The sequence below is a fragment of the Cupriavidus sp. YAF13 genome, from assembly GCF_052113425.1.
Lineage (GTDB): Bacteria > Pseudomonadota > Gammaproteobacteria > Burkholderiales > Burkholderiaceae > Cupriavidus.
The window spans coordinates 1-25,834 of sequence record NZ_JBFRDD010000082.1 but is presented as its reverse complement, the minus strand read 5'-3'; the positions used below and the strand labels follow the sequence as shown (position 1 = coordinate 25,834).

General features: G+C 62.0%; 22 protein-coding genes and 1 pseudogene. 21 read left to right on the top strand and 2 right to left on the bottom strand.

What is annotated here, in order from left to right; genetic code table 11:
• Positions 1-87: 87 nt before the first annotated feature.
• From AB4061_RS37805 to AB4061_RS37740, 14 genes are all read left to right on the top strand, one after another.
• Complete coding sequence (locus tag AB4061_RS37805) at positions 88-771, top strand: TraG/VirB4 family ATPase (RefSeq protein WP_441641214.1); 684 nt, start codon at positions 88-90, stop codon at positions 769-771.
• The gene (locus tag AB4061_RS37800) at positions 768-1,214 is read left to right on the top strand and encodes a hypothetical protein (RefSeq protein ID WP_441641213.1); all 447 of its coding nucleotides are present in this window, start codon (positions 768-770) and stop codon (positions 1,212-1,214) included. The genes AB4061_RS37805 and AB4061_RS37800 overlap by 4 nt, the downstream gene beginning before the upstream one ends.
• On the top strand, positions 1,211-1,741 hold the full coding sequence (locus AB4061_RS37795; RefSeq protein WP_441641212.1) for a S26 family signal peptidase: 531 nt from the start codon (positions 1,211-1,213) through the stop codon (positions 1,739-1,741). The genes AB4061_RS37800 and AB4061_RS37795 overlap by 4 nt, the downstream gene beginning before the upstream one ends.
• Positions 1,742-1,752: 11 nt before the next feature.
• On the top strand, positions 1,753-2,367 hold the full coding sequence (gene traW / locus AB4061_RS37790) for a type-F conjugative transfer system protein TraW (protein WP_441641211.1): 615 nt from the start codon (positions 1,753-1,755) through the stop codon (positions 2,365-2,367).
• Positions 2,364-3,386 carry a conjugal transfer pilus assembly protein TraU gene (traU, locus tag AB4061_RS37785; RefSeq protein WP_441641210.1) on the top strand — a complete coding sequence of 341 codons (1,023 nt, stop codon included), beginning with the start codon at positions 2,364-2,366 and terminating at the stop codon, positions 3,384-3,386. The genes traW and traU overlap by 4 nt, the downstream gene beginning before the upstream one ends.
• Positions 3,386-4,066, top strand: coding sequence for a type-F conjugative transfer system pilin assembly protein TrbC (trbC, locus tag AB4061_RS37780; protein WP_441641209.1), 681 nt, complete (start codon positions 3,386-3,388; stop codon positions 4,064-4,066). The genes traU and trbC overlap by 1 nt, the downstream gene beginning before the upstream one ends.
• Before the next feature lie 68 nt (positions 4,067-4,134).
• Positions 4,135-5,280: a hypothetical protein gene (locus AB4061_RS37775; RefSeq protein WP_441641208.1), complete on the top strand. Its 1,146-nt coding sequence runs from the start codon at positions 4,135-4,137 to the stop codon at positions 5,278-5,280.
• On the top strand, positions 5,277-7,187 hold the full coding sequence (gene traN / locus AB4061_RS37770; protein WP_441641207.1) for a conjugal transfer protein TraN: 1,911 nt from the start codon (positions 5,277-5,279) through the stop codon (positions 7,185-7,187). The genes AB4061_RS37775 and traN overlap by 4 nt, the downstream gene beginning before the upstream one ends.
• Positions 7,188-7,216: 29 nt before the next feature.
• The gene (locus AB4061_RS37765; protein ID WP_441641206.1) at positions 7,217-7,843 is read left to right on the top strand and encodes a hypothetical protein; all 627 of its coding nucleotides are present in this window, start codon (positions 7,217-7,219) and stop codon (positions 7,841-7,843) included.
• Positions 7,840-8,193: a hypothetical protein gene (locus AB4061_RS37760; protein ID WP_441641205.1), complete on the top strand. Its 354-nt coding sequence runs from the start codon at positions 7,840-7,842 to the stop codon at positions 8,191-8,193. The genes AB4061_RS37765 and AB4061_RS37760 overlap by 4 nt, the downstream gene beginning before the upstream one ends.
• Positions 8,190-8,909, top strand: coding sequence for a hypothetical protein (locus AB4061_RS37755; RefSeq protein WP_441641204.1), 720 nt, complete (start codon positions 8,190-8,192; stop codon positions 8,907-8,909). Before AB4061_RS37760 ends, AB4061_RS37755 begins: the two co-directional genes overlap by 4 nt.
• Positions 8,906-9,805, top strand: coding sequence for a conjugal transfer protein TraF (locus AB4061_RS37750; protein WP_441641203.1), 900 nt, complete (start codon positions 8,906-8,908; stop codon positions 9,803-9,805). The genes AB4061_RS37755 and AB4061_RS37750 overlap by 4 nt, the downstream gene beginning before the upstream one ends.
• Positions 9,806-9,808: 3 nt before the next feature.
• Positions 9,809-11,266, top strand: a complete 1,458-nt coding sequence (locus tag AB4061_RS37745) for a conjugal transfer protein TraH (protein ID WP_441641202.1) — start codon at positions 9,809-9,811, stop codon at positions 11,264-11,266.
• A gap of 22 nt (positions 11,267-11,288) precedes the next feature.
• Positions 11,289-14,318, top strand: coding sequence for a conjugal transfer protein TraG N-terminal domain-containing protein (locus AB4061_RS37740; RefSeq protein ID WP_441641201.1), 3,030 nt, complete (start codon positions 11,289-11,291; stop codon positions 14,316-14,318).
• Positions 14,319-14,326: 8 nt separating this feature from the next.
• Here the strand turns inward: AB4061_RS37740 and AB4061_RS37735 are convergent, their stop codons facing one another.
• Together AB4061_RS37735 and AB4061_RS37730 are read right to left on the bottom strand one after the other, a co-directional pair.
• The gene (locus tag AB4061_RS37735) at positions 14,327-15,241 is read right to left on the bottom strand and encodes a hypothetical protein (RefSeq protein ID WP_441641200.1); all 915 of its coding nucleotides are present in this window, start codon (positions 15,239-15,241) and stop codon (positions 14,327-14,329) included.
• 402 nt (positions 15,242-15,643) lie between these two features.
• A pseudogene (locus tag AB4061_RS37730) lies at positions 15,644-15,775 on the bottom strand (nitronate monooxygenase); the annotation flags it as partial.
• A gap of 339 nt (positions 15,776-16,114) precedes the next feature.
• Between AB4061_RS37730 and AB4061_RS37725 the strand changes: the two are divergent.
• The 7 genes from AB4061_RS37725 (at position 16,115) to AB4061_RS37695 (ending at position 25,412) form a co-directional block, all read left to right on the top strand.
• A complete protein-coding gene (locus AB4061_RS37725) occupies positions 16,115-16,840 on the top strand; it encodes a hypothetical protein (RefSeq protein ID WP_441641199.1) in 726 nt (241 codons plus the stop codon).
• Positions 16,841-17,045: 205 nt separating this feature from the next.
• The gene (locus AB4061_RS37720) at positions 17,046-17,963 is read left to right on the top strand and encodes a hypothetical protein (protein ID WP_441641198.1); all 918 of its coding nucleotides are present in this window, start codon (positions 17,046-17,048) and stop codon (positions 17,961-17,963) included.
• Between the two features lie 48 nt (positions 17,964-18,011).
• Positions 18,012-18,821 (top strand): hypothetical protein, encoded by an 810-nt coding sequence (locus AB4061_RS37715; protein WP_441641197.1) that lies wholly within the window; start codon positions 18,012-18,014, stop codon positions 18,819-18,821.
• Positions 18,822-19,424: 603 nt separating this feature from the next.
• Positions 19,425-20,984, top strand: a complete 1,560-nt coding sequence (locus tag AB4061_RS37710; RefSeq protein ID WP_441641196.1) for an amidohydrolase family protein — start codon at positions 19,425-19,427, stop codon at positions 20,982-20,984.
• Positions 20,985-21,063: 79 nt separating this feature from the next.
• A complete protein-coding gene (locus AB4061_RS37705; protein ID WP_441641195.1) occupies positions 21,064-22,797 on the top strand; it encodes an ATP-dependent nuclease in 1,734 nt (577 codons plus the stop codon).
• On the top strand, positions 22,787-24,217 hold the full coding sequence (locus tag AB4061_RS37700) for a UvrD-helicase domain-containing protein (protein WP_441641194.1): 1,431 nt from the start codon (positions 22,787-22,789) through the stop codon (positions 24,215-24,217). The genes AB4061_RS37705 and AB4061_RS37700 overlap by 11 nt, the downstream gene beginning before the upstream one ends.
• Positions 24,218-24,461: 244 nt before the next feature.
• Complete coding sequence (locus AB4061_RS37695; protein WP_441641193.1) at positions 24,462-25,412, top strand: hypothetical protein; 951 nt, start codon at positions 24,462-24,464, stop codon at positions 25,410-25,412.
• The last annotated feature ends 422 nt before the right edge of the window (positions 25,413-25,834 follow it).

Genomic DNA, 25,834 nt, shown 5'->3' with positions numbered 1-25,834 from the left:
CCTCTGACGCTACATACAAAAATGCCGTTCAGCTCTTAACTGAACGGCATTAGGCCTTACGGCCGGTTCTTCCACGGCCCGGCCAATGTGCGCTTTGACGCGAACTTCATCGTGCTGGAGCTCGAGGAGCTGGCCTCCCGGCCAGACCTGCAAGCCGTGGTCATGATGATGCTGATGTATCGCATCACGCAGGGCATGTATCTCGCCCGGCGCGACCAGCCCAAGCTCGCGGTGATCGACGAAGCCTGGGACCTGATGAGCAGCGGAAACTCCGGGGATTTCATCGAGAAGGGCTACCGGCGCGCACGCAAGTACGGCGGGGGCTTCTTCACCGCCACGCAGTCGATCGCGGACTACTACAAGTCCGAGACATCGCGCGCGGCTTTTGAGAACGCCGACTGGATGTTCCTGCTCAGTCAGAAGGCCGAGTCGATCAATCAGCTGGTCAAGTCCGACAAGCTGGAGCTCGACGAGTACACCAAGGGACTGCTCAAGAGCGTCAAGACGGTCCACGGCAAGTATGCGGAGATCTTTGTCAAGGCCGGAGACCTGCCGCCGGCCGTGGGCCGACTGTATCTGGATCCGTATTCCCTCGTCACTTTCTCTACCCAGCCGGCGGACTTCCAGGCGGTACGCGACTTGCGTGCGCAGGGCCTGTCCACCGATGAGGCGATCGAGGCTGTGCTGGCCGCGCGCGAGGCCGCTGGCCAGGCGCTTTACGTACCGCCGACATTCGACGAAGAGGACGAGTACCTGGAGGAGATGCAATGACCCGGCGCCGCACTGCCAGCCGGCTGCTAGTGGCCGCGATCCTGGTGTCAGCCAGCCTGTCGGCCCTCATGGTCGCCGGGGCCACCTGGTGGGCCCGTCAGCATCAGCCTCGTATGGCGACCGTCGACCTGCAGGCCGTGCTGGATGCAAAACGGGCGAGCTTCGCGGAGCGCATCACCCGTCCGAATATGACCGACCGGGACCGGGAGGCCGCGCTGGCGGAGACGAGCGGCGTGGGCACGCAGATGAGCGCGGCGCTCCGGGCGCTGCAGGCCGAGTGCGGTTGCATTCTGCTGACCCGTGCCGCCGTTATCGGCGCCTATGCCGAGGTCGAAGACATGACGCCGGTGCTAATGGCCCGGCTGGGCATGTCGGCGCAGGCCGTGGCCAATGCACGTACCAAGCTCGAGGAGCGGATGCAGACCAGAGAGGGGGCACCATGAATATCCCTACCGTAAAGATCGCCAGGTGCGGCCATGCCCTGGCGCCGATGATGGCGAAACACTTCGGGCGCTGGTGGTGGGCCTGGGCGTTGATCCTGATCGCAGGCGGACAGATCGGTAACCGGTGGGCGCTGCATGTGAATCTGTCCTACAGCATTGCGGATTGCGACGTGTTCCTGGTGACCAAAGGCGATAGGCAGATTGCGCGTGGCAGTCTGGTGGAGTTCGCGTGGCCGGGCGGTGGACCGTACCCCGCCGGTGTGCGTTTCATCAAGATCGTCAGGGGTATGCCGGGGGACATGGTGACCACGCAGGGGCGCGACTACTTCATCAACGGCGTCTACGTCGGCACGGCCAAGTTCAGCACGGCGCGGGGCGAGGTGCTGGAGATGGGGCCGGCCGGGCGCATTCCGCCTGGGCGCTTCTTCGTCTGGACACCGCACCCGGACTCGCTCGATTCGCGCTATGCGCTTACCGGCTGGGTCAACTACGGGCAGGTCGTCGGCACTGCCCGCAAGCTCTTCTGAGGGGAGGAACGATGCGAGTTCTCCTCCTTGTGGTCCTCATCATGACGTTGCATGTTGTGCCGGCGCGCGCGGCCGATGCTCTGGGTCCGACCTATCCCATCATCGAGCCGGATCTCTTGCAGGAGATCCAGCGCAACCTGGAGGACAAGGCGCGCTCGGGCAACCTGGCGCGTCTGCAGCGCGAGGCGGTCGCGCGCTCAGAACACGCGATGCGCAACCCGAAGCCGGCCCAGGGTGTGGTACGCACCGTCACGCCGCGAGCCTTCTACTATGACCCGACGGTGGTGGCCGGACGTCCTATTGCCGGCCCTGGTGGCGAGATCCTGGTGCAGGCAGGCCAGCGTTTCAATCCCCTCGACCAGGTGGCGATGCGCCAGCAACTGGTGTTCTTCGATGCCCGCGATGCAGGCCAGGTTGCGCTGGCGGCCAGGATGATGGCGGATTCGCGCACGCCCAGCAAGCCGATCCTGGTCAATGGCGACTACCTTGCCCTGCAAAGACACTGGCGGCGTCAGGTCTTCTACGACCAGTCGGGGTCGCTTGTGCGCAAGCTCGGCATCCGCCAGGTACCCGCCGTCGTGCGCCAGGACGGAAAGCGCTTGCGCATAGAGGAGGTCTTGCCATGATCGCACGGCTATTCCTTTCGCTGGCGCTTGTACTGGCTTGCGCAGGGGCTCGCGCGCAGCAAGGCAGCAGCCCCACCTGCGTAGGGAAGTTCCTCAACCCGATCACAGATATCTGCTGGTCCTGCATCCTGCCGCTCAAGATTGGCGACATGACCATGATGCGCGATGGCCAGGAGGACAACGGCACTTCGGGCAGTCCGTTCTGCTGGTGCTCGGGTAGCGACGGGACGTTGCCTCGCGCCGGTGTCAGCATGTCTTTCTGGGAGCCGGTGCGCACGGTCGAGGTGGTACGCCGCCCCTTCTGCTTCCCCTCGCTGGGTGGCGTCATGCTCGATCCAGGGATCGATGCGCCAGCGCACGGCCGCATTGGCGAGGGCAAGGCCCAGCCGGCCACCTCCTTCTACCAGGTGCATTGGTATATGAACCCCATCCTGTTCTGGCTCGAAATCCTGCTGGACAACCCGTGCCTGGAGCAGAACGTGTTTGACCTGGCGTATTTCACCGAGGTCGATCCGCTGTGGGGGGACTCCGAACTGACGTTCATCCTCAATCCGGAGGTGGCGCTCTTCACCTCGCCGCTGGCGCAGGCCGCCTGCGCCGCCGACTGCGTGGCGGCCACGGCCGGCTTCCCGCTCTCAGAGCTGTTCTGGTGCGCGGGCTGTCAGGGCGGCATGTATCCGCTCAACGGCTGGGTGTCGACCCACATCGGTGGGGTGCAGGCATCGCAATTATTGAGTCAGCGTTTCACCAACAAGATGCATCGCGAAGGGCTCATCTGGTCCGCCAGCGGCAAGGACGGGACCTGCGGTTATGTGATGCAGCCGCTGATGGACAAGCGCAACTACAAGACCAGCATGACCTACCCGTCGCGCCAGACCGAAAAGATCAACGGGCGCTGCTGCCAGCCGTTCGGCCGCTCCACCATCCTCTGGGGCGCAGGCAAATCGTTTCCGTACCGCGGCGAGGATTACGCGTACATCCTGTATCGCAAACGCGACTGTTGCATGGGGGCCTTTTAATGCGCATACGCATTCTCATGGCGGGCATGATGGCCTGCACCAGCGCAGTCGCTCAGCACACCGTGCCGGCGGATGCCGCATTGGAAGGCGCCATGTCGGCAGCGCAACTGCGGGCCCAGTCGGTGCTGCAGGCGATGCCGGATCCGGCCATGGGCACCGTCAACGTGCCGGACCTGCGGACCAGATCGGCACAGCCGATGCCCGATCCTGCGGCGCTTGCCCAGCGCTACCAGCCCACCCAGGCACCGGCACCGGCGGAACGGAGGTATCCCGTGATGGTATTTGCCTCGCTGTCGATGCCCGAGGCCACACTCAAGCGCATTGGCCAGCAAGCTCGCCGTGCCGGTGCCGCTGTGATCTTCCGGGGCTTGCGCTACGGGATGGGGCAGGGCAACTGGAAGCGCTCGGTCGATGCCATGAAGCCAGTGACTGACACCGGCGCCGTGGTGCTGATCGACCCTCGCCAGTTCGAACGCTTCGATATCCGCACCGTACCTGTCGTGGTGGTCTCGCTCAACGCCCTGGAGGACTGCGCGGAGGGCGCGTGTGCCAATCGCTCAGCACGGGTGGACGGGGATGTGAGCCTGGACTACGCGCTGGAGCGGGTCGCAGTGCGTAAGGATGGGATTGGGCAAATCGCACGGCAGGTGCTGGGTCAATTGCGGGGGGAGAGGCCATGACGGCGCGCTATCGACGAGGACGTGCCGGGCGTCTGATGCGCTGGCGTCTCCTTCCGGTGATGATCGGCATGGCAATCACCCTCACCACGCTTGCGGCGGTGCGCGCCGCCGACGTGACGCCTGCGCAAGCCGATGGTATCGCGCGTGGCCTGGGCGATCTGCTCATCGATGGACTGTTCCAGCGCATCACGACACCGAATGCGCAGCAAACCGTTCCCGGCTATACCAATGCGGCGCAGCCATCCGACCATTACCGGGGCGGACAGGGGCAGCTCAATGCGCCTGGCGCTTCCCGCGTGCAGGGCTGCGCGGGGATGAGCGACACCGAATGCCAGGCCATCAACCTGCTCAAGAGCCGCCCGCAGACCGCACCGCAGTTCCACATCGACCGCAGCGATCCACTGCTGGTGCGGTACCGCGCGCTCTATGGCAACCCGGGCAGTCAGCTCGGCGACCTGAACCAACTCGTCAGTGGCGAATCGGCCTGCCGCACTGACACGGTCACACTGCCAGCGCAGCACGAGAGCCGTGTCTGCAACGACTACGCTGTGACACGCAATGATGCCTGCGTCCTTGGGCGCAAGGTCGAGGTCGACGCAGACCATCTGTACCGCTGCCTGGAATCGATCCAGAATCAGGCGCAACGCACCTGCACGGTCGGGCGGGTGATCCAGGTCAGTCCCGAGTACAACTACCAGTGCAGTCGGACGCTCAAGGCCGAGCAAACCATGACTTGCGGCAAGCAGTTGATCGTGACGGCCGTCACCAACTGGCAGCAGCAGCCCGGCTGCTCGCCTGGGCAGCTAGTTGTCGATCTCGGCGGGCGGCCTGGCTCGGGCTCCAACTCTGTGGGCCGTGTGTACTGTGGCAGCGACGGCAGTAGCTTGCGCTTCGAGACTGGGGCCTCTCCCAACCAGAGGTACTACCTCCGGCCAGGATGCAATGCGAACGTCCATACGCCGATGGACGGGGGATCCGGCTCGGGATGGTGGTGCGCCACCGCAAGCCGGAATACCTGCAACAGCTTTTGTGCCAGTTCCCATCTCAGCATTTCATGCAGTGGAGGCTGGTGCACGGCGTCAATCCAGACCAGCGGCAACCTGTCGAACTATCGTGGCTCCGCCGGCTTCACACAGCCCACGGTCTGGAAGCCGGTAGTGGGATTCGTGGATAGCTGGGACAACCAGTGCCGTAGCCTGGAGGCGCGGCAATGAATTGCCTCCTGCGTGGCATGCTTGGGGCATTGCTGTCGGCCATACTCTTCCAGGCCTGGGCAGGGGACTGCCGCAAGACCGCCGAATACTGTGTCGATTCGGGCACCAAGTATGTGAGCGGCTACGCCGTGCATCGGGATTGCTGGCGTTACGAGTCCCGGTTCACTTGCGAGGTCAGCAGTCCCGCGAACTACTGCAGTGCGATCGCGGCCATCCCCGGCTGCTTCCAGGTGGGCTCTGAGTGCACCCAGGTTGGCTCCAGCGGTGCCTGCATTCGCTATGCCGATACCTATCGTTGTGGCCAGTCCGTCGCGCCGCCGGCAGGGGTCGTCCAGCTTGATAATACCTACACCGTGTCGACCGACATTATCGATCGCAGCCAATGCGAGAGCGTGGAAGCGAACAAGTCATGCCAGCGATCCGAAAGAGTCTGCGTGGAGCCGGGTGGCACTCGCGTCATCAACGGGCTGTCGGTGACGAAGGACTGTTGGCAATGGGAAGAGCGCTACGCTTGCATCACCCAGGACTACAAAAACTACTGCGAGCCGCTCAAGAACAAGGCTGACTGCAAGGAGGTGGCCCGCACCTGCACATCGCAAGCCTGGGACGGCAGTTGCAATGCTTACCAGGTGGATTACAACTGCGATGCCAAGGCGGGCGAGCCGCTGCCGGAACATGTGGCGCATCTGGATAGCAGCTACACGATCATTAACGACTTGATCGACAAGTCGCAATGCGAGCAGTACGCGAACAACCGGAACTGCACCTTCGCGGGCCGGCGTTGCACGGATCCAGGCGGCACGCGCAACATCAATGGGCTCGACGTGACCAAGGACTGCTGGGCCTGGACGGACGACTACGTATGCGCTGACACCACGTTAAAGTCGGATTGCGGCGACCTCAAAGAGAACAAGGCCTGCGCCCTCAGTAGTAGCAATTGCCTCGACACGCTTCCGGCAGGGCAGTGCGGGTTGCGGGAGCATCTCTACACCTGCCTGACCCAAGCTGAGCAAACGACCGACCGCCAGGTCTGCGGCGACCAGATCTGCGTGGGCGGGCGTTGCGAGACCCATATTCCAGCGGCGGATAGGGACTTCGGACGGGTGATCAGTGGTCTGGAGGCACAGCGCCAGGTTGGCATGTACCTGGATCCGGCCACGCTAAAGATCTTCGGGGGCGAGAAGAGCAGTTGCACCAAGAAGATCGGCGGCATGGTTGACTGCTGCAAGGCCACCACCAAAGGCGGCAATTCCAGCAACAGCATGATGAACCAAGCCGCCCGGACGGGCGTCAAGTACATCGCTGGCGAAGCGGTCAAGACCGTGGGCTCGGCCTATCTGTTTGACGCGCTATCCAGCACCGGCATGGGCACCAATGCGTTGAACTTCTTCGGCATCACCAAGGGCTATTCGTTTGGAGACACGCCATTCAGCTTCTACGGCGTGTCCTGGTCGCCCATGACAGGCTTTGCCTTTGATCCCTACAGTCTCGCCTTCCAGGTCGCGATACAGGTCGTGACGCAGTACATGCAGTGCAAGGAGGACGACAACCTGCTTGCCATGCGCAAGGGGCAGGGTCTCTGCACCCGAGTGGGTTCGTATTGCGGCAGCAAGCAACTGGGCGTCTGCCTGGAGAAGAAGGAAGGCTACTGCTGCTTTAACTCGAAGCTCTCCCGGATTATCAACGAGCAGGGGCGCCCACAACTGGGTAAGGGCTGGGGCGACCCTGCCAACCCGGATTGCTCGGGTTTCCTGATTGACGAATTCACCCAACTGGACTTCGGGACGATGAACCTGGAGGAGTTCTACCAGGACGTCATACCCAAGGATCAGGACAAGGGGGCGATTGTGGACAGGATGCACAAGCGCACCAGAACCGCCGTGCAACGGCCAAGTTCCAAACCATGACGACAACTCACCCACTATCAGGAGGCTTGATGAAACTGCAGAACAAAATGAACTGGGTGCTGCTCGCTTACCTCGTGGTGATGATTGCGTGTGCGTTGCTCGGATCTTACCTTCTGGCAGCGTGCTTGTTTGGCGTCGCTGTGTGGCTGCATCGCTACGACCGCACCCTGGTTCGCCGCATGGAAAAGAGAGATGCAACGAACTGGGAGCTGTGCGTCCGTGGGGTCAAGGTTGCAGTGGTCTCGGACGCAGACTACGCCGCCATGCAACGGGATGCGTTGCATGATCTCCGCAATGCGGCCGCGCAGTTTGCCAGCGCTGTGGGTGCCGTCCCGCGCGCTGCCGGGAGATCGATATCGGCTACTGCGGTTTGGGCGCCTTTATGCGGGCTAGCGCTGATCGCCTTGGAGCCGGAGGTTCTCTTGAGCGCGATGAAGGCGCTGAGCAACGCTAGTCCCAATGACGTCTCGGAAGCCGCTCGAGCTGCGTTGTATCTGATCGTGGTGCTGTCGTCGATCACTGCCGGCATTGCGATAACTGCCGGTGCTCGCTTTGGATTCGTGAATCGATATGCCGAGGCGGTTGCGCGCACGCTTTGCCAGCGCAGCGGCGTGCCGGCGGATGGGGACATTGTGCTAAAGGAGTTGATCGAATGATCGTCCGTCGAATCCTGCTTGCTGCAACGATGGCGTGGGCGACGGCGGCGCACACGGCCGAGCCGCTGTCGGATGCCATCAAGCGCGCTCTCTCGGCAAGTCCTGTGGACGTGGAGGTATCGGGCGAAGAGGTCGAAACGCTGCGCCGGCAGATCCAGGCGCCACGCATCCTCGCCTACATCGAACCCATCCGCGACCTGGGCGGCGCATGTAAGCGCCTTCGCACCACGCTTAGCGCGCCGGTGGCCGTCGACGCGGCAGGGGTGCGCCGGCCCTTCTCCTGGTCGTTCGAGATGAACCTGTGCCCTGACGGTGCGCCGCCGCCGGCAAGCGGGGAGGGTGCGCGATGAAGCCGGTGATGCTCAAGCTTCAGCAATTGGGCGTGGCCGCCCTACGCCAGTTGGGTCGCTTCGTGATTCTGTATGTGTGTATTGCCATGCCGATCACTCTTGTTGGGATGCTGATCTACATGTGGGGCAACCTTGTCGGCGGGGACCTGGGCGGGGCACTTTCCCTGGCGTACGTGGGCGCCGGCGTTTTCGTCCTGGGCCACTGGCTGCGCGTGCCATTCCCTTACGTGGAGCCGCGCCTGAGCTTGCGTGGCGTCTTGATGATAGCGGCGCAGTTGTTGGCATGGCCCTGGGTGGCAGTGCCGGAGGTCAGAAGGCGTCTACGGAACGGAGAGGATCTTAAGCTGCGTCCTTTCCGTCCACGCGCCAAGGCCCGTCCGGTGGCAATGCGGCCGCTGTATCGCGAGCCGATGACCTGGAACGAACACGCGGCATTTGCAGCTGGGCTGCTCATCTACTTCTTTCCCTGTTTCGTGAGTAGTTGCGGGTTGCCGCTGGGGGTTGCCATGTTCTTCGGCGGGGAGCGGCTCCTGCCACTCTCCTGTGGCGCGCTCTACATGCTGGCAGGGCCGGTGGTGCTATGGGATTGGCTCAGGCTGCGCTGCACCTTCATCGAGTCGGAATACACCCTCGGTGGCGCGATCGACGATTGCGGCCAACTCATGTTCTGGCCGTTGGTCGCCCTGGTGCATCTACTCAAACGGAGCTGGCGATGAGACATTCCAAGCTACTGGGCGTGCTGGCGCTCGCGATGACGATCGCCATGGCCGCGAATAGCCATGCGCAGAGCGCACGGACAGATGCTGCGGCAGCGGTGCCTGACGATCCTGCAGAGTCCCCTGGCGCCTGGTGGGAGTCCGATATCTGGGGCCGTGCCGACCGGGGGTTTAACTGGTACCCCCCGGATGACCCTCCCGTGAGGCGCAAGAAAGCGCCGCCGGTGGCGCCCGTCGTGCCGCTGTCGGCCTTCGCGTCGACCAAGGCCATCAACAAGCACTACGAGGCGCTCAAGGACATTGCTGTCATCAATCCGACCGAGCACAACGTCTACGCCTTTCATAAGTTCAAGGCTGAGATGCTGGATCAGTCTCAGCGCTTCACCGCGGTGTCCCAGCGTGTGGTTTGGCAAAGCCCTGATATCGACTTCAACAACATCAACCCCTTCGTCAGCTTTGCGCAGACCGATATCCGCAATGCGAGCTACCAGGGCGAGCGCGACCAGGTCGCGGCGATCGCGCAGGAGTACGGGCTGCTGTTTTTCTACCGCAGCGACTGCAGCTATTGCCATATCCAGGCCCCGGTGCTGGCCGATCTCACGCAGCGCTTTGGGATCCAGGTAATTCCGGTGAGCCTGGATGGCGGGCCGATCCCCGGCTTTGCCAACTGGCGCCCCGACAACGGCATCGCCAGGCGGGTGTCCGCTGGGCGCGGGATCGAGGTGACCCCCACGCTCTACCTGGTTTCGCGCCGCACGCAGGAGGCCATCATGCTGGGCTCTGGCGTGATGGGCCAGGACGATATCGTGCGCCGCATCCTGGTGTTCAAGACCCGCAGCGTGGACCAGCAGTTTGACCCGCGGCTCTCCGTCGGCCGCCCCAGCGCACAGAGGTAATCCATGGCAAGACTGGCCAAGAAGATCATCGCCGGCGCGGTCGCGCTCGCCATGCAGGCAAACCTGGCGCACGCCGGCTTCATGGAAGACTACTTCAACAGCGCCGGCGCGGCCTCTACCTCCGCCTCGGCGGGCTTTGTGCACGGGCGGGACGTGGATGTGGTCACTGGGGGGAGCTTTACCTTCCGCTCGCCCAACCGGGACTTCCAGCCCTTCTACGTGACGCCGCCCAACCTGAAGGCGGGCTGTGGCGGGATCGACATCTTCCTGGGTGCGTTCGGCATTGCGAACAAGCAGGAGATGATCAACTTCCTGCGCAATGTTGGGCAGAACGCCGCAGGCCTCGCCTTCTCGCTGGCGTTGCAGTCGATGGCGCCCGACCTGATGGCACAGATCCGCGAATGGTCTGGCGACATCCAGAACTGGACCCGGCAGTTCCGCAACTCCTGCGATGCGGCCAAGACCCTGCTGGCACAGTCTGGCGCGGGCGACTGGATCGCCCAGAACGCGTTCCAGGCGGGCCAGGCGCTGGGCACGCGCGGTGACTATACCGATGCACAGCAGCGCATCACCTCGATGGCGGAGGTCAAGAAGAATGTGGCCGACGTGCTCAATACCGATGGGGCAAAGCTCGATGGATTCGAGCTCAACCTGACTTGGGCCCTCCTGAACAATGGCAAGTTCAGCGGCTATTCGCAGGGGCTGACGGTTGAACATGAGAAGGAGCTGATCCTAGCGCTGTTTGGCACCACCATCATGCGAGCCAAGGGCGGGACGAACAGCTCCGATCCGGACGATGTGATCGTGGCCGAGTCCCGGCCGCCACTCTACGACGGCGAGAAGGCCCTCGTCGAATTCCTGGGGCTGCCCAATGCCCCCAGCACCCAGGTGCGCTATTACCGGTGCGACGATCAATCCAAGTGCATGCAGCCAACGGCCACCGACTCCCTGGAGGTTGGCTTTGCGAAGGTGATCCGCGACAAGGCATTGCGGATCCGAGACGGCATCCGTGCCCGCAATGCCTATGGCGGGCCGCCGAGTCTGGATGAGGATATCCAGATGCTACGCAATACATCCGGGCTGCCGATCTACCGGCTGATCGAAGCGTCGGCTTACCAGAAGTATCCCGGCGTGTCCGAGACGCTCTTGATGTCCTACTGCGACGCCATGGCCGTCGAACTGGTGTCCCACTACATCCAGGATATGGCGGCCAACCTCGACAAGGTAGCGGGGACCGCCGAGATATCCGGGCCCGGCGGCAAGGTCAAGCTCAAGCACGTGGAGTATCTGCGCGCCCGGGCCTTCGTGTTGGCCCATCAGGCGGCGGAGGCGCGCAAGGCCGTCTACGCGGTCATCTCAGCCCAGACGGGCGTCATGACCCAGTTGCTGCACGTGGAGAAGGCGCTGTACGGCAATCTCTCTGCTGACGTCGCAGCAAACCTGCGATTCGGTCAGCCTTGATGGAACCCACCAGGGATTGAACATGGTCCACACCTACTACACCTACTGGAATGCGGAAGTGGTCCGCGACACGTTCCAGGCGATCGCCATGATCTTCTCGACCGACGACATGCGCGGGTTGCTGAAGGTCAGCGCGATCGCCGGTTCGATGGGGGCGATCTGTGCGCTGATCGCGACAGTCCGCGTGAAAGATTTCGGGATGCACCTGGTCCTGATCGCGCTCCTCCATCTCGGGCTGCTGTGGCCCAAGGTGGAACTGATCATCAAGGACGAGCGCGCAGGGCAGGTGTACACAGTGAAGGGGGTGCCGGCTGGGCTTGGCGTCTTTGCCAGCGAGATCAGTCACGTTGGCATGTGGCTGACAAAGAGCTACGAGACGTTCTTCACGCCGATCGATGACCTGCGCTTTTCCAAGACCGGCATGGTGTTTGGTGCCCGCCTGGTGGAGGATGTGCAGCGCACCCGGATCAACTCGGCGGCGCTACGCAATGACATGACGATGTTCGTCAAGTCGTGTGTGAACCCGGAGCTGCTCGACTATCCGCAAAAGCTGGAAGACCTGATTCGCTCCCGCGACATCTGGGGCCTGCTCGGGCAGGCTGACTGGCTCAACCCGGCGAGAGTGGCCACCATCAATTTCTCGGGCGGTGCGGTCACGCCCGCGCCGCTGGTGTATGCCTGCCCATACGCCTATCAGCAGCTCGGGCTGGCGCTGCAGCAGGATGTGCAGCGCGGGCTCAGGCGGCTCGATCGCCGCTACGCGGGCAAGGTGGCCGAAACGGGCAGCGATTTCGTGGCGGCGTCGATTGCCGGCACCGAGTCCTTCCTGATGGAGATATCGCGCTCGTCAGCCGACTCGCTCAAGCAGGCCATGATGATGAACCTGGTGCAGGAGTCGCAAGGCGCCATCGCAGCCATGCGCGGGGACTCGGCCACGATGAACGCGATCACGGCGGCCACCATCGCGCAGAAAACGCTGGAGGCAAGCAGCGCAACCATGCGCAATATGGCGGAAGGCTCGCTGCCTATCCTGCACAACGTGATGGAGGTCATCACGCTGGCGATTTTCCCGATCATCGGTGTGCTGCTCGTTTTGTCCGGATCGGGCGCGGGCCTGGTGGGCAAGTCGTACCTGGCAGGTCTGCTCTGGGTGCAGCTCTGGGCGCCGCTCTATGCGGTAGTCAATAGCATTGTGACGCGCGGGGCCGCACGCAATTTCACGCAGGTGGTGATGAATGAACTGAGCAGCGGCCCGGACGGCCCGGCGTTGTCCAACGCTTCCACGTTGCTCGGCGAGTCCTGGTGGATCCAGTCGGCCGCCGGCTGGGTCTGCATGCTGGTCCCAATCATTGCTGGGGTGCTCGCCAAGGTCGGCACGTCGTCGGTCAGCTCGATGGCCATGTCGCTGGCAGGCCCGGGCCAGAGCGCGGCCAGTGCGGCCGCGCAGCAGACAGCGGCAGGCAACCTGTCCGCAGGCAATGTGCAGTGGGGGAACGTGTCCCAGTACACCAGCAACTCAGGGAAGCTGGACCGGCAGGTCCGTTCGGCACAGGGTCTGGTCTCGATGAGCTCGGCCGATGGCTTCGATACCATGACCAGCAGTGCCTACGGCAGCAGCGCTGGCGGGGGGAGCAGTCTGGGTGGCGGCCGCGGGGGCGCGGTGATCGACCAGTCGGCACGGGTGCCTAACCTGGGCGGGATCTCGGGCAACTTTACGAGCCAGGCATCGGCATCGGTGCGCAAGGCTCTCGTGGAGAGTGAGCAATCCACGTGGCAGGCCGGACTGGAGCTCGCGCAATCCGTGCAGAGCAGTTGGAGTCGTAGCGATGGGTGGAGGCAATCGAGCTCCCTGAATCAGTCGAGCTCTGCCTCGAACGGCTGGCAGCAGAATGAGACCATTAGTCGCGATGGCACCCATTCGGAGTCGACTGGAACGCAGACAACAGCAGGGAATGCGGCTGGTGTCGATAGCACAGGGCGCGCCGCAATTCAGGAGAGTTCGAGTGTCAATGCCAATGTGGGCGGCATGGTTAGTCGGCTTCGCGACTCGCTTAAGGCAAATGAGGACGGGAAGGGCGGAAGTCCGATCGGCAGTCGGCCGGGGAACGTGTCGAGTCAAATAGGTACGGCGTCAAGCCGAGATCGAGCCGTTACTTCTCGCGAGGGAACGCAGACGGGCTCGAATAGCAGTGTTAGCGTCGGCGATCAAATGCAAACTTCAGCGAGGATGCTCGAATCAGCTATCCAGAGCCGTCTGAACCAAATTCAAGCAGGCAATGCTTCCGAGTCGTACAGTGGCGAAGCAAACGATTTGCGCAAGGCTCAGGGGCTCGCGCAGAAGTTCTCGGCTTCCTTGTCCAACACGCAGCAGCTACAGCAGGCGAAGGAGCGGTTGGATTCAGCTTCTGGGGCGATGTCGGTGAACACCACGAAGACGCTTAACGATGCCATCGTCGGTGGCGTGGGCTTGGCCGGCTGGAACAGCATGAGCGATAGCCAGAAGGCAGCTTTCGCGGCCCAAGTACTGTCCGGCACGCACGATGCGCTTACCGCGCAGACAACTGCAGGAGCTTCGACGCAAGGCCTGGATAGCGGTGCAATACAGACGCATCACGCCGAGGCGATGAGCGGGGTGCGGGGGCGTGCCGGCGAGCTAGGAGGGATGTTGTCGGGCGATGGAAGCGGAGGCGATAGGGCAGGTGGCACGCCCGGCGGGCTTTACGACAACGGCCGCGGCCGGCGTGGCTTCCCCGTGCGTCCGGCGAACCGTCCGCGACTTGGCGCAGATTCGAGTGACGGCATGGATACGCCGTCGATGCCTTCGGCGCCATCGATGCCGACGAATGTCGATGCGGCCAGGGTGACAGGTGAAGCCGCGCAGCGGATCAATGTGTCTCGGGCCGCGGTGGATGGAGGGAAGGATCGGGTGACAACGGAGGCAGCCGAGGTCAGGGATTCTGCAAAAGAGCAGTTGGAGAAGGCAGAGCCTCTGGCAATCCAGGGAGYGAGAAAGCTCAGAGATCTCTGGAAAGGCGACAAGAATGGAAGTTGATGTCCTGACTATTGCTCGTGCCAAGCATCTCGCCTTTGTTCCTCTTCCCTCATATGGCGGTCATGCTCGTCCCAAGACTCCTGGGTATGGCGATGAATCTCGTCTGAGATGTCTTGCATTTGCCGCTCTTCCTCCCAGAGTTCCTGAGTGTGGCGATGAATCTCATCCGAGATGTCTTGCAATTGCCCCTGTTCCTCCCAGAACTCATTCGCGCGGCGAACATGCTCGTCGTCGTAGCCGTTGTCCCTGTGGAGATCGAATCCATAGGGATTCCCGGCGATATCAATTCCGCCATTGCCAGGTCTCATTGGCAGTCCTGTTGCAGGGTTGCTAGCCTCATCTGCTGTTCGGGCGACGCGACGACTGACCGCCTGAGGTGCTGCTGGCTCTGGACTGCTGCTGCGATACAGCGTTGCGCTGCAGCCATTGCAAATGTGCAGGCGCCGGCTGTCCCCTCTGGATTTCAGGCCCCAGTTGCGAGCGCTGTCAGAACCGCAGTGGAAGCACTGGACGCCGCGGCGCGTACGGCACCGCGGATGTTGTGACAGATAGCGCTGAAGGTCCGGAACGGACTCCCAGCGTCGCTGCACTACTTCAGCCGCGCTCCGCCTTTGGGCGGCCGCACGAGAACTCAGGAGCAGGGCATAGACGATGAGAGTACCGATGCCAAGCCAGAAGGCACCCTGGCCAGCCGTCACCGTGGAAATCAAGGTGATGCCGGCAATGGCGGCCACCGTCAGCATGCCATGTGGCGCATGCGGCGGTTCTCCGGTCCGATCGGCTTCCACGGCCGTAAGCCAGTGAAGCCAGGCCAGCATGACGGCAAGCGCTACCGCCACCGGAATCAGGTAACCCTGCCAGATCAAATAGACCGACGCGAAGGCGACGAGCAGTGTCGCCATTCCATAGCGAGAGAGTTTCATACGCTCGTAACTTGGTAATCCAGGCCCTCAATATGATGGACGTTCGTGGACAAATCTAGTTTGACACCGACATGAGCGCGCCCGCAATCGGACAAGTCCGATTTTGCGGAGTGCGCGCGAGGAAGCGAGGTGAACTTCGGCGCAAGATCTTGCGCAATYGGCGCCGTGGCCGAACTCGTTGCCGGAGTAGGCGTGCGCGGCCTTCCTGCTGGGCGCCACCTGCGGAGATCGGACGGCCGCCGCGCCTGCCGAGCGTGTGAGGGGCTGACGTTGCCATGTAGCATTCCTGTGGTGGCGGCGCGCTGTCGCCGAAGCTTGCGTTGGCGACGGTCCCGATATCCGGATTCAGCCGGAATTGGTGTGCCGTGCCACCTGTATAGCGACGGAATACTTCCATGATATGACGTTCTCCTGGACGAGCGCCTCCTGCGTAGCGACAAAGCGTGTGTCCATGTTCATACTCTCGGACCCCAGTGCAATGGCTGCTACCAGGCTGCTGGCAGCAGCAAGATCAGTCGTTCCCGATGAAACGAATCCGCACGACCCGTTCCGGATCCGGCCTGTTTCTCGAGTTTATCCACGAGTTCGCCATCGGTCAGTGTCATCACTCCCTCCGTGGGTATGATGAAATTGCATATTTAAACGTTACGGCCCACTAGCAATGTTTTGACATCGATAAAATTGCTAACGATTTGGCCTCGTGCCCCCAAGGTTCATCCCTGGCACTCATCCRCCCGCTAACCCAATTGGGGTAATCACTCACGAGTACGCTCCGCCTTTGCAGACGATGTGCATTCATCCTATGCTTGAAGTCGCTCTGGAAGGGGGCTTGCTTGTGCGAAGAATGATATCCGTGCCAGTGAGGAGATCGACATGGTAGATGTTCTAGCTCAGTATCCTGCGGTGCAGGAGTATCTGGATGACAGTGAGCAGTTCCATAACACCGCCAGCGAAGTCATCTCGCGAGATCAATCCCGATTCTTGATCGTTACGCAGATTGGGGCGTCCGTTGCTGGACAGTTGCTGTTCTCGATCTCCGCGGACGGAACCCTGGTGTTTATCACGGGCGATACGGAAGTTGATCCTGACAATCTTGCAACAATCGCGGCCGTAGTCAGCAACAGCTATAGCGTTAGCTCGGAGGCTGATCACGTGCTCGTCGCCAACGAGATGGTTGCTGAGGCGGGAAAATTCTCCAGCGCCGGCGGGCCCGACGGCGGGAACCTCGCCTGCGTTTGGGCGATGCGACAAATCGTGAGCGCTGCCCTTAGCCGCGAGATCACGCATACCGATTCCACCAACACCCTTGTCGAAGAGCTGACCAGTGGCTTCGACAAGCAGGATGGCTTTGCGGAGTCGGATGTGCCGCCGGGCGGCATCATCGTTTCACCGGGGGCGACGGCACCCGGCACGAAGAAGTGGCGCCACGGTCATGTTGGCCTAATGGGTGCGCGTCTGGGCGGGGAACGGGTGGTGTACTCGAACTCCAGCCAACAGGCGTTGTGGGTCAAGAATGGAACCGTCGAATCTTGGCTGGCTGACCATAGTGGCCTGAGAACCTACTACTTCCCCATCCCGAATGGTGGCGGGCCAATCTAGTGTCATAGAAATCCGCCAATATGGGTGCCTTCGTGGCGCCGTGAGGTGCGAGCGCCTGTTGCTCGGCTGCCCGTAGCCGTGGCCTCCGGGGTGGGTGACCGGCAAGGGGAGAAGTCAATAAGGGGGCATCATGCGGAGGTCGTTCAATCGCCTTGTTGCATGTTCAGTGGCGGGTTGCATCGCAGGTTGTGCGAGCTTCAGCGGCGTGCAGACCAGCACCGCGCCGAATCTTTCAAGCTACTCGAGCATAATGAAGAAGGTAGATGCCCAACAGAAGCGCTATTGGGACGCCTCCGCGGACTGGGCAAACAGCGAATTTTGGTTCAGCGTCGGGATGATCGGTCTGGCGATGGGGAGCGTCGCCGTCGCCGCGTTTTCGCACGGTGCCGCGAAGGCGAATCTGCTGACGGGAGTCGGGATAGGTGTCGGGGGAGTATCGCTATACCAGAGTGCAGTGAATGGGCCTGCAAAGCAGCAAGCTTATACCCAGGCGAGTAAGCAATTGTTGTGTCTGAAGGACAGGGCGATGATCTACGCCACTTGGCCTGATCCCGCCGAACAGGGCGCGCGCGACGCCGAGAGCGGAGTGTTGGCGCAAAAAGAGGTCCTGCTTAGCCAGGCAATCAATACGCTAGATAGGGCGTTGTCGAAGGTTGGTGGTGAGGTGCCGGCGGCAGGGCTAAGCGCTGAACAGACGGCCGTGGTCTACAACGGGAATTCTGTGCTCGCCCAAGCTCAGGCACTGGACGTCGTTGCACAAGGCGAGCTTGCAGCTGGGAGCGGAGGATTGAACGCAATTGCGACGACGTTCCAACTCATCGATTCTCGGGCGTATACCGCGGCCAAGACATCTGTGGTCACCTGGAATCAGGCAGGCGGTGCATTTGGAGGCTCGCCTACGCCACCGAAGCCGTCCGCAGTTCTGGTAAAGCAGAACCTGGCGATACTCCTCAACAGCGCCGCTTTGAAGGGCGCAGGTACTGTAGATCAGGACATTGCCGCTGTCGCAGTCGCGTCAAATGCCCTCGTTGACCAGATCAACACGATTTCGGCTTCGGCGCTGATTCTCTCAAAAAGGTACTCGACTGCGAACGCCGCTATCAAAGCGTGCGCGAACGAGTAGCACCTGGTGCTGGCGCCCAGAACTTAGACCCCCTCAATTGGAGAACTGATGAGCCTTGCACGACGACTTGCCAATCTGGCCCGTACGCCAATGGTCGTAGCCGCGCTATTGGGTTTCCAAGTTTCGATATATGCGGCCGAGACCGCCGCCGACAAGATGAAGCAGGCAGTTCGTGTCACGATGTATGACGATGGAAAATCGTGTCCGCACGACTGCGACGCTCACGTTGTATTCAAGAGTCGGCTCAACGGCACTCAGTTCGCGCACACCCCGTCGAGCGTCCCTGCAAAGTACGAGGATTGCCCGAAGGACGCAGATTGTGAGATTTGCTTGGCAGTGGAACGGAAGGAGTGCTTAACCGTGATGTATCGCGGAGATGGCCCAGGGGAGATGACGTTCGACTTTACGCCAGCGTTCTTCGAGAGCCGCTGTGGCACGACAAGTATTCCAACGCTGCTCGAGAAGGAGTGCCTTAGGCTTCGGGTGGCCGCCGCGAAACTGGATGGGACCATTAACTGTTTTTCGAACCTTGATCATCCGAAGTGCAAGGACATCATGGCGTCAGCTTTAGCGCGTAAGAACGCTGATCTGCCCATTTTCAACGAGTGCAAACGGGTCACGGAAGAGAAATTCAATCGTGGGAAACCGCTCAAGGCCCAAAGGATAAATGACTGCGCGTACGAGGCCGCGATAAACGGTGGGCCGAACAAGCACGGCACCCGGTGGAACAAACTGCTCCCGGGGGCGTGCCGGCCTGGGACCTATGTCGGACGGGACGGCTTGGATTGTTGCAGCGGATCGTCGTTTAAGGATGGGCCTCTTTTGCAGGAGTGTGAAGCCTTTCATCCGAAGAGTTGACGGCGGCGGCGGGGTAGCTGCGTGGACCGCGCCGTGCAGGCGCTGGTGCCATGGCTTTCACCTTCAGTGAATTCAACCGTGAAATTCTACCGCTGCGCGGAAGCCCCAATCTGCCCCGCCGTGCGGCTGCTAGGGTGAGGGCGGGGCCACAGTCCCCACGCGGCCTGAACGGCAGGCCGGCGCCAAAAGGACAAAAAGCCGCCGAAGTGGGTTCTCTGGATGGAGGACCTTTCTGCATCACGGAATGGCCAGGCCCGTGCGTAATCTCAACCGGGAAAGCTAGTGCTTCGCTGAGTATGGGGCAGGTTGGCTCAGTGGCCTTTTGCGGGTAGTGCCTTTCCCCTTGCGCGCCCTTCCCTTGGCCATTCCACCCTTTGCCTTTGATGCGTTCGCCCTTTATGGGCGGAGCGTCGCTGCCGCCGCGACGGCCTTAGCTGACTGCGCGCGCACGGACGCAAACTTCTTGCCCTCCCCCGGGAGGGTGGGTGGCGGACTCTGGCGGTCGAGCTATCCTTAGCCGGGGCGCCCTCGAGACATCGGACTGCGGTACATTTCTGCCTGTACGTTGCGGTGCTGCTTAATACCAACAAAATGGAGGCAGAGATGGCGAATTTTCTGGTATCGATGGGCGGCAATCGGCGGGTTCTGGTCGGCCGCATTGTCACCATGGATGACGTTGGCACCGTGTACGAAAACGGCGCCCTGTGTATCGAGGACGATCGCATCGCCGCTGTGGCGTCGGACCCGGCCCACATCCCAGCCAGCTTCGCCGACGTGACGCCGATCCAAACGCAGGGCACCCTCTATCCAGGACTCATCGAACTGCACAACCACCTGAGCTACAACTTCCTGCCCTTGTGGAGTGTGCCCAGGCGCTACACCAATCGAAACCAATGGCGCACGCAAGAGCCGGACTACGACATCTCCATCTCCCTGCCAGTCAAGGTCATCGGCTCCAATACAGACCAGGATTTCGCTCGCAGCATTGCCCGCTTTGTGGAATGCCGCTCGCTGTTGGGAGGCACCACCACGACTCAGGGCCTGAGTTCGAGCGGCACAGGGGGCAAAAGGTGGTACCAGGGGCTGATCCGGAACGTCGAAGCTCCCCTTGACCCGGACTTCCCAGCGGCTGGCGGCCAGACGCTCGACTATCGGCCAGACCAAATCGCGACGGACCTGGTTCCCGCTTTGCAGAAGGATCGACCGTTCTTCTACCACCTCAGTGAAGGCACCGACGACGATGCTCGCCAACGCTTTCTCGACTTGGAGTACGCCCCCAATACCTGGGCGATCGACCGCGACCTCATCACGATCCACTGCACAGCGCTGAAGGCGGAGCAGTTCCAGCGTCTGCAGGCCGGCGCCGGCATGGTGTGGTCTCCGCTGTCGAACCTGCTCCTGTATGGGGAAACGGCGAATGTGGCCGCAGCCAAGGCGGCGGGGGTGCCAATCGCCCTTGGGTCTGACTGGTCACCCAGCGGCAGCAAGAACCTCCTGGGCGAGCTCAAGATTGCGCGCCTGGTCAGCCAGCACCAAGGCGGCCTGTTCACCGATGAAGAGCTTGTCCGCATGGTGACTTCCACGCCAGCGAAGATGCTCGGCTGGCAGGGCCTGGTCGGCAGCATCGAAAGTGGCAGGAAGGCCGATATTCTGATACTCGAGGGCTGCACCCAGGACCCTTACAGGCAACTTGTCATGGCCAGTGAAGACCTGGTCCTGGCCGTTGTCATCGGCGGTCGGCCACGCCACGGGCGCATGGGCTTTCTCGATTTCGACGCACGGCGTCAGGAGCGGTTCGTGATCGGCGGCAAGGACTATGCCCTTGACCTGACCGAACCTGGTGACGACCCGTTGGCCGGCCTCTCGCTCGGAACCGCGATCGCCAAGCTCGCCGATGGGCTGGCCCGCCTTCCCGAACTGGCGGCAAAGGCGCCAGCTCCCACCACGATGGCCTTCGACTTGCTTGAGGATCAGGTGCGCAGCATCGATTTTGAGCTTGATGAGGGCGAAGACTTCAGGACCGTGCAGAGCACCATAAAGGCAGCGGCGCCAGTACTCAAGCCCTTGCCCATGGCGCCCATCACCGCTGTCGATGATACGCAGTTCCATACTGCGCTGAAGGCCAGCATCAATCTTCCGGACTACGTGAAGGCCGCGCTCTAGTGTCGCCAATCCACATTGCGGCAGGCTGTCACCAGTACCGTCTCGGTAGCGCAGATAACAAGATCAAAGGAGATGTTGCGTGGCGCGGATTTGCAAAGTTGAGATCCAGAATTTCAGGTCCATTCGATCCCTCGACTGGCTACCCTCGGCAGGTCTGAACTGCCTGATTGGTCCCGGTGACAGCGGCAAAACCACCATTCTGGACGCCATTGATCTGTGCCTGGGGGCCCGGCGCAATGTCTCGTTCGGGGATACGGATTTTTTCGGCCTGGATGTCACCCAGCCCATCCAGATCACGCTGACCCTGGGCATGCTGCCCGACGCGCTGAAGGACCTGGATGCCTACGGCAACTACCTGCAGGCCTTCAATATCGTCACGTGTCTGGTCGAGGAGGAGCCCCGGCAGGGGCTCGAAACGGTTCTCTCGCTACGCCTGACGGTGGACAGCGAACTGGAGCCGGCCTGGTCACTGGTGTCCCGGCGCGCCCAGGCCCTGGGCCAGGAGCGCAACATCGCGTGGAAAGATCGGCTCTTGCTGGCGCCTGCGCGACTGGGCACCTACGCCAGCTCCAACCTCTCGTGGACCCGTGGATCCGTTCTTAACCGACTTTCCGAAGAGCGCCCGAACCTGGGGGCCGAGCTGGCAAATGCTGCCCGGGAGGCGCGTGCCAGTTTCGGTAACCAGGCAGGCGCCCAACTGGATGAAACGCTGCAGATCGTCACCCGCAAGGCCACTGAGCTGGGGGTTCCCGTCGGCGCGCGGGCTCAGGCCCTCCTGGATGCGCACTCGGTCTCGATCGGCGATGGCGCAATCGCCTTGCACGATGAGGGGGGCGTGCCCTTGCGCTCGCTGGGCACGGGTTCCTCCCGGTTGCTGGTGGCGGGCCTGCAGCGTGCAGCAGCACAACGCGCTTCCATCGCCCTGGTGGACGAAGTGGAGTATGGCCTGGAGCCGCATCGGCTTGTCCGGCTGCTCGACTCCCTCGGCGCCAAGGAGAACCCGCCGCCGCTGCAGGCTTTTCTGACGACCCACTCGCCGGTGGCCGTCCGAGAACTCAGAGGCGACCAGATATTCGTAGTGCGCAGGAACCAGGCTGGCTCTCATCTGGTTCTGCCGGTGGGCGTCGCCGATGATATCCAGAGTACGGTTCGGGCGGACCCGGAAGTGTTTCTCGCGCGTAGTGTCGTCGTCTGCGAAGGGGCTAGTGAGGTCGGCCTCATTCGTGGCTTGGACCAGTACTGGACGACGCAGAACTTCCGGTCACTCCTGGCTGCTGGCACAGCCTACGCGAACGTGGGCGGGGGAGAGCCAGATCGATGCTTCGTCCGCGGCCTTGCGCTTCTTAGGTTGGGGTACCGTGTCATGGTCCTGGTCGATGCCGACAAGCCACCCACTCAGGCGACGATCGACGCCTATCGTGCCGCAGGAGGCGAATTCATCACGTGGAGGCCGGCGCGGGCCCTGGAGGATGAGCTGTTCCTCAGTCTGCCGGATATCGCCGTGGATGCCATGCTCCAGCGCGCCATCGAGTTTCTGGACCAGGAACTTGTGGCCGCCCACATCAACACCCAGTCGCAGGGGCAGACAACGCTCGACGGAATTTATCGGTATCGCCAACAAAATCAGCCTTACCCTCAGGAGGTGCGCCTGCTACTTGCCTTGACGTCCCGAAACCGAAAGAACGGCTGGTACAAGTCGCTCACCAAATTCGAGATGCTGGCTCGCGAAATCGTAGGTCCCAACCTTCAAGCCTCTGAAGCCGGCTTTGTTGCACTGATCAACCAGCTCTTCCGGTGGGCCCATGCCGCCTGAGTACGACTTACTCGCCTTTCGCCGCGGCACTGTCACGGCGCCGGCGGGCTGTGGCAAGACGCAAATCATCGCCGACACCCTGACCCGGCACGCGGGCCCCAAGCCCGTGCTCATCCTCACCCATACCAACGCGGGCGTGACCACGCTGCGGTTGCGCATGCAACGCGGCAACGTCCCAGCATCCGCCTATCGTGTGACCACCATCGACGGCTTTGCCATGCGCCTGGTCAGCACCTTTCCCGCGCGCAGCAGGATTGCCGCTGACACCCTTCTGTTAAGAAACCCGGGCGCCGACTATTCCGCTATTCGTCTGGCTGCCTGCGCCCTCGTCCAAGGCGGCCATCTGAGCGAAACCCTGACGGCTACCTACGCCCATCTCATCGTCGACGAATACCAGGACTGCAACCTGGTTCAGCATGCTCTGGTCACTGCGCTCGCCGCGATACTGCCCACCAGCGTGCTTGGCGACCCGATGCAGGCCATCTTTGGCTTCGGCGGCAACCAATTGGTGGACTGGGATGCACATGTGCTGCAGCAGTTTCCACCTATCGGTGAGCTCAACCAGCCATGGCGCTGGATCAACGCCGGCACGCCCGGGCTTGGACAGTGGCTGTTGGATTGCCGGCGTGTGCTGCACGCTGGCGGCAATATCGACCTGCGTCAGCGGCCCGCCGAGGTTACCTGGGTACAGTTGCAGCCCGGCACGGTCGACCAACAGCGTCTGGCAGCTGCGCTGACACGGGCGGTGACTCCAGAGGGGCAGGTGCTGGTAATCGGCGACAGCCGCAACCCGCGGGGACGCCGACAGATGGCCAGCCAAACTCCTGGCGCTACCGCCGTCGAACCTGTGGATCTGGCGGACCTCACCAGCTTTGGCCAGCAGTTTGACCTGCAGGCAGCGGATGCATTGACGCGATTGGTGAATTTCGCCAGTGACGTCATGACGCAGGTGGGCGTTGCTACGTTGCTTGCGCGGCTCGACAGCCTGCGGCGTGGTACAGCGCGCAACCCGGCGACCCCGGCGGAGGCCGCGCTGATGGCATTTGCAGCTGCTCCGACTTTCCCCTTGGCTGGGGAGGCACTGCGCGCCTTGGCCCGCCAGGAGAACGCGCGCGTCTATCGGCCGGAGGTCCTGTATGGTTGCCTGCGCGCCATGCAGATAGCGGCTGGCGGCCGCTGTACCCTCGCCGAAGCCACTGTCCGAGAGCGGGAGCGGAATCGGCATGAGAGCCGCCCGCTGGCGCGCCGCGCCATCGGCAGCACCTTGCTGTTGAAGGGATTGGAAGCGGAGGTAGCGGTCATTCCAGCCCCGGAGACGATGGACGCCCGGCACCTTTACGTCGCCATGACGCGCGGCTCGGCGCGGTTGGTCGTATGCTCGGCGGTTCCTGAGCTCCTCCCTCAACCGCCCGGGCGGTAGTTCAGCAAAGTCATACGCTTCCAAGCGGAAGTGTCGCTCGCCCTGGAACACGATGATCTGTTTTTGCCGCAACCGGAGCGTTGCGTTAACGTGCGCCGGGTCTGCGGCGACAGAAAACGGTGGTGCACGTAGAATTACGGGCGCGACATCCCCCGCCTCCTGGATCGCGAGATATGCAGTTGGACGAGGCACTAACAAGCTGTTTATTCACTCGGCTGCATTGCAGTCGATTTCGGGGAACCCTGTGGAATTCCATAATTTGAATGGACTGAAGGCACTTACGGACTATGGTGCCAATTTTGAAGCAGCGGTCACGCAGTTGATGGCCCTGTTTCCCAGCGTTGCAAACGCATTTGCATGGAAGGACGCGATATACAGCGCCCAATCCAGGTATCGTTCTGAGCAGCCGCAGCAGGCCGATCTTCAATTGTACGTAGCGCGCCGTTGGATCCAGCTCGCGGAATCCAACTGTCTCGATGTGAGTTCGGATCCCGCAAACGGCCTAACGGTTCGCGAAGTTCTGGGCAGCGATCCCCACCAGCCACAGCCGGCGGGCAACGCGACTATGCGCAAGCGAATCGCAAAGCTGCTGTTCAATAAGCTGAACGCGCTTCCGGACGGCAGGTTGCTGCAGATCTACGAGTTCACCGCGGCGTTTCGAAATGCAACAGGCGAATCGCTAGCCTCCCACCAAAGCGATTTCAACGCGGTCGTGGAGGATCTTTGTGCCAAGCTGCACATGCGCCACCAACGAGCTGGCCGACACGGGATGGACCTACTTTGCAAGGGAATCGAGTTCGACAGCTGGGCTGAAGAAATGGCAGGTGGATCTCGTGCGGCAGCAGGCGATACTTTCAATTTCCACAGCGCGGTTGGCGCGGTGCAAACCGGATCTCACTCTGTGGCGCACGTCCAGCAGACCATTGGGTCCGACCAACTCGCGAGTCTGAAGAGTGCGCTTCAGGCAGCGCTGATCGAGTTTGCCAAAGCGAATATCCCGGCGCAGACGCGCGACGAGGCACAGGGGCTGATCGAGAGCACCATTGCCGAAGTCGACAAGCCAAAGCCCAATCGCTTGGCGCTCGGCTCGCTCCTTGGCGGCGTAGCTACCGCAGTCCAAACGCTCGGTGCAACCTCAGACGCATATAAGGCGGTAAAGGAGGCGCTCTCGACCTTCGGTATCTCACTACCGTGAAGACCTAATTTCGACCGCCAGATTCCATTTCGACGGGCGCGGCTGGTTTGACATCGACCCCAAGCGGCTATTGGGTGAGCGCAGGTCCGACTAGGCAATACCGCTGATTTCGTCCGATATGTTGTCCGCCGCCGCCTTGCCGTATCCAGTACACGAATCCATTCGCGCAAGGGCAGGCGGTCTTGAGGAAATGTTCGGACGGGCATTTGAGCAGCCGCTCTCATTTCCGCTATTTTTCTTGCGCAGCCTTGTTGCAATGGCGCTGTTCAGATTAAACGTTGATGACCTGCTTGCCGAGAGCTGACGCGATGACATCGTCGGCGGAAACGCCTTCCTTGTTCCAGCTCATCAGCCGTTGCCAAGCCAGGTAGTTCGGCAAGTACTTGGTAGTTCGGCAAGTACTTGGTGGCCACGCCCCTGAG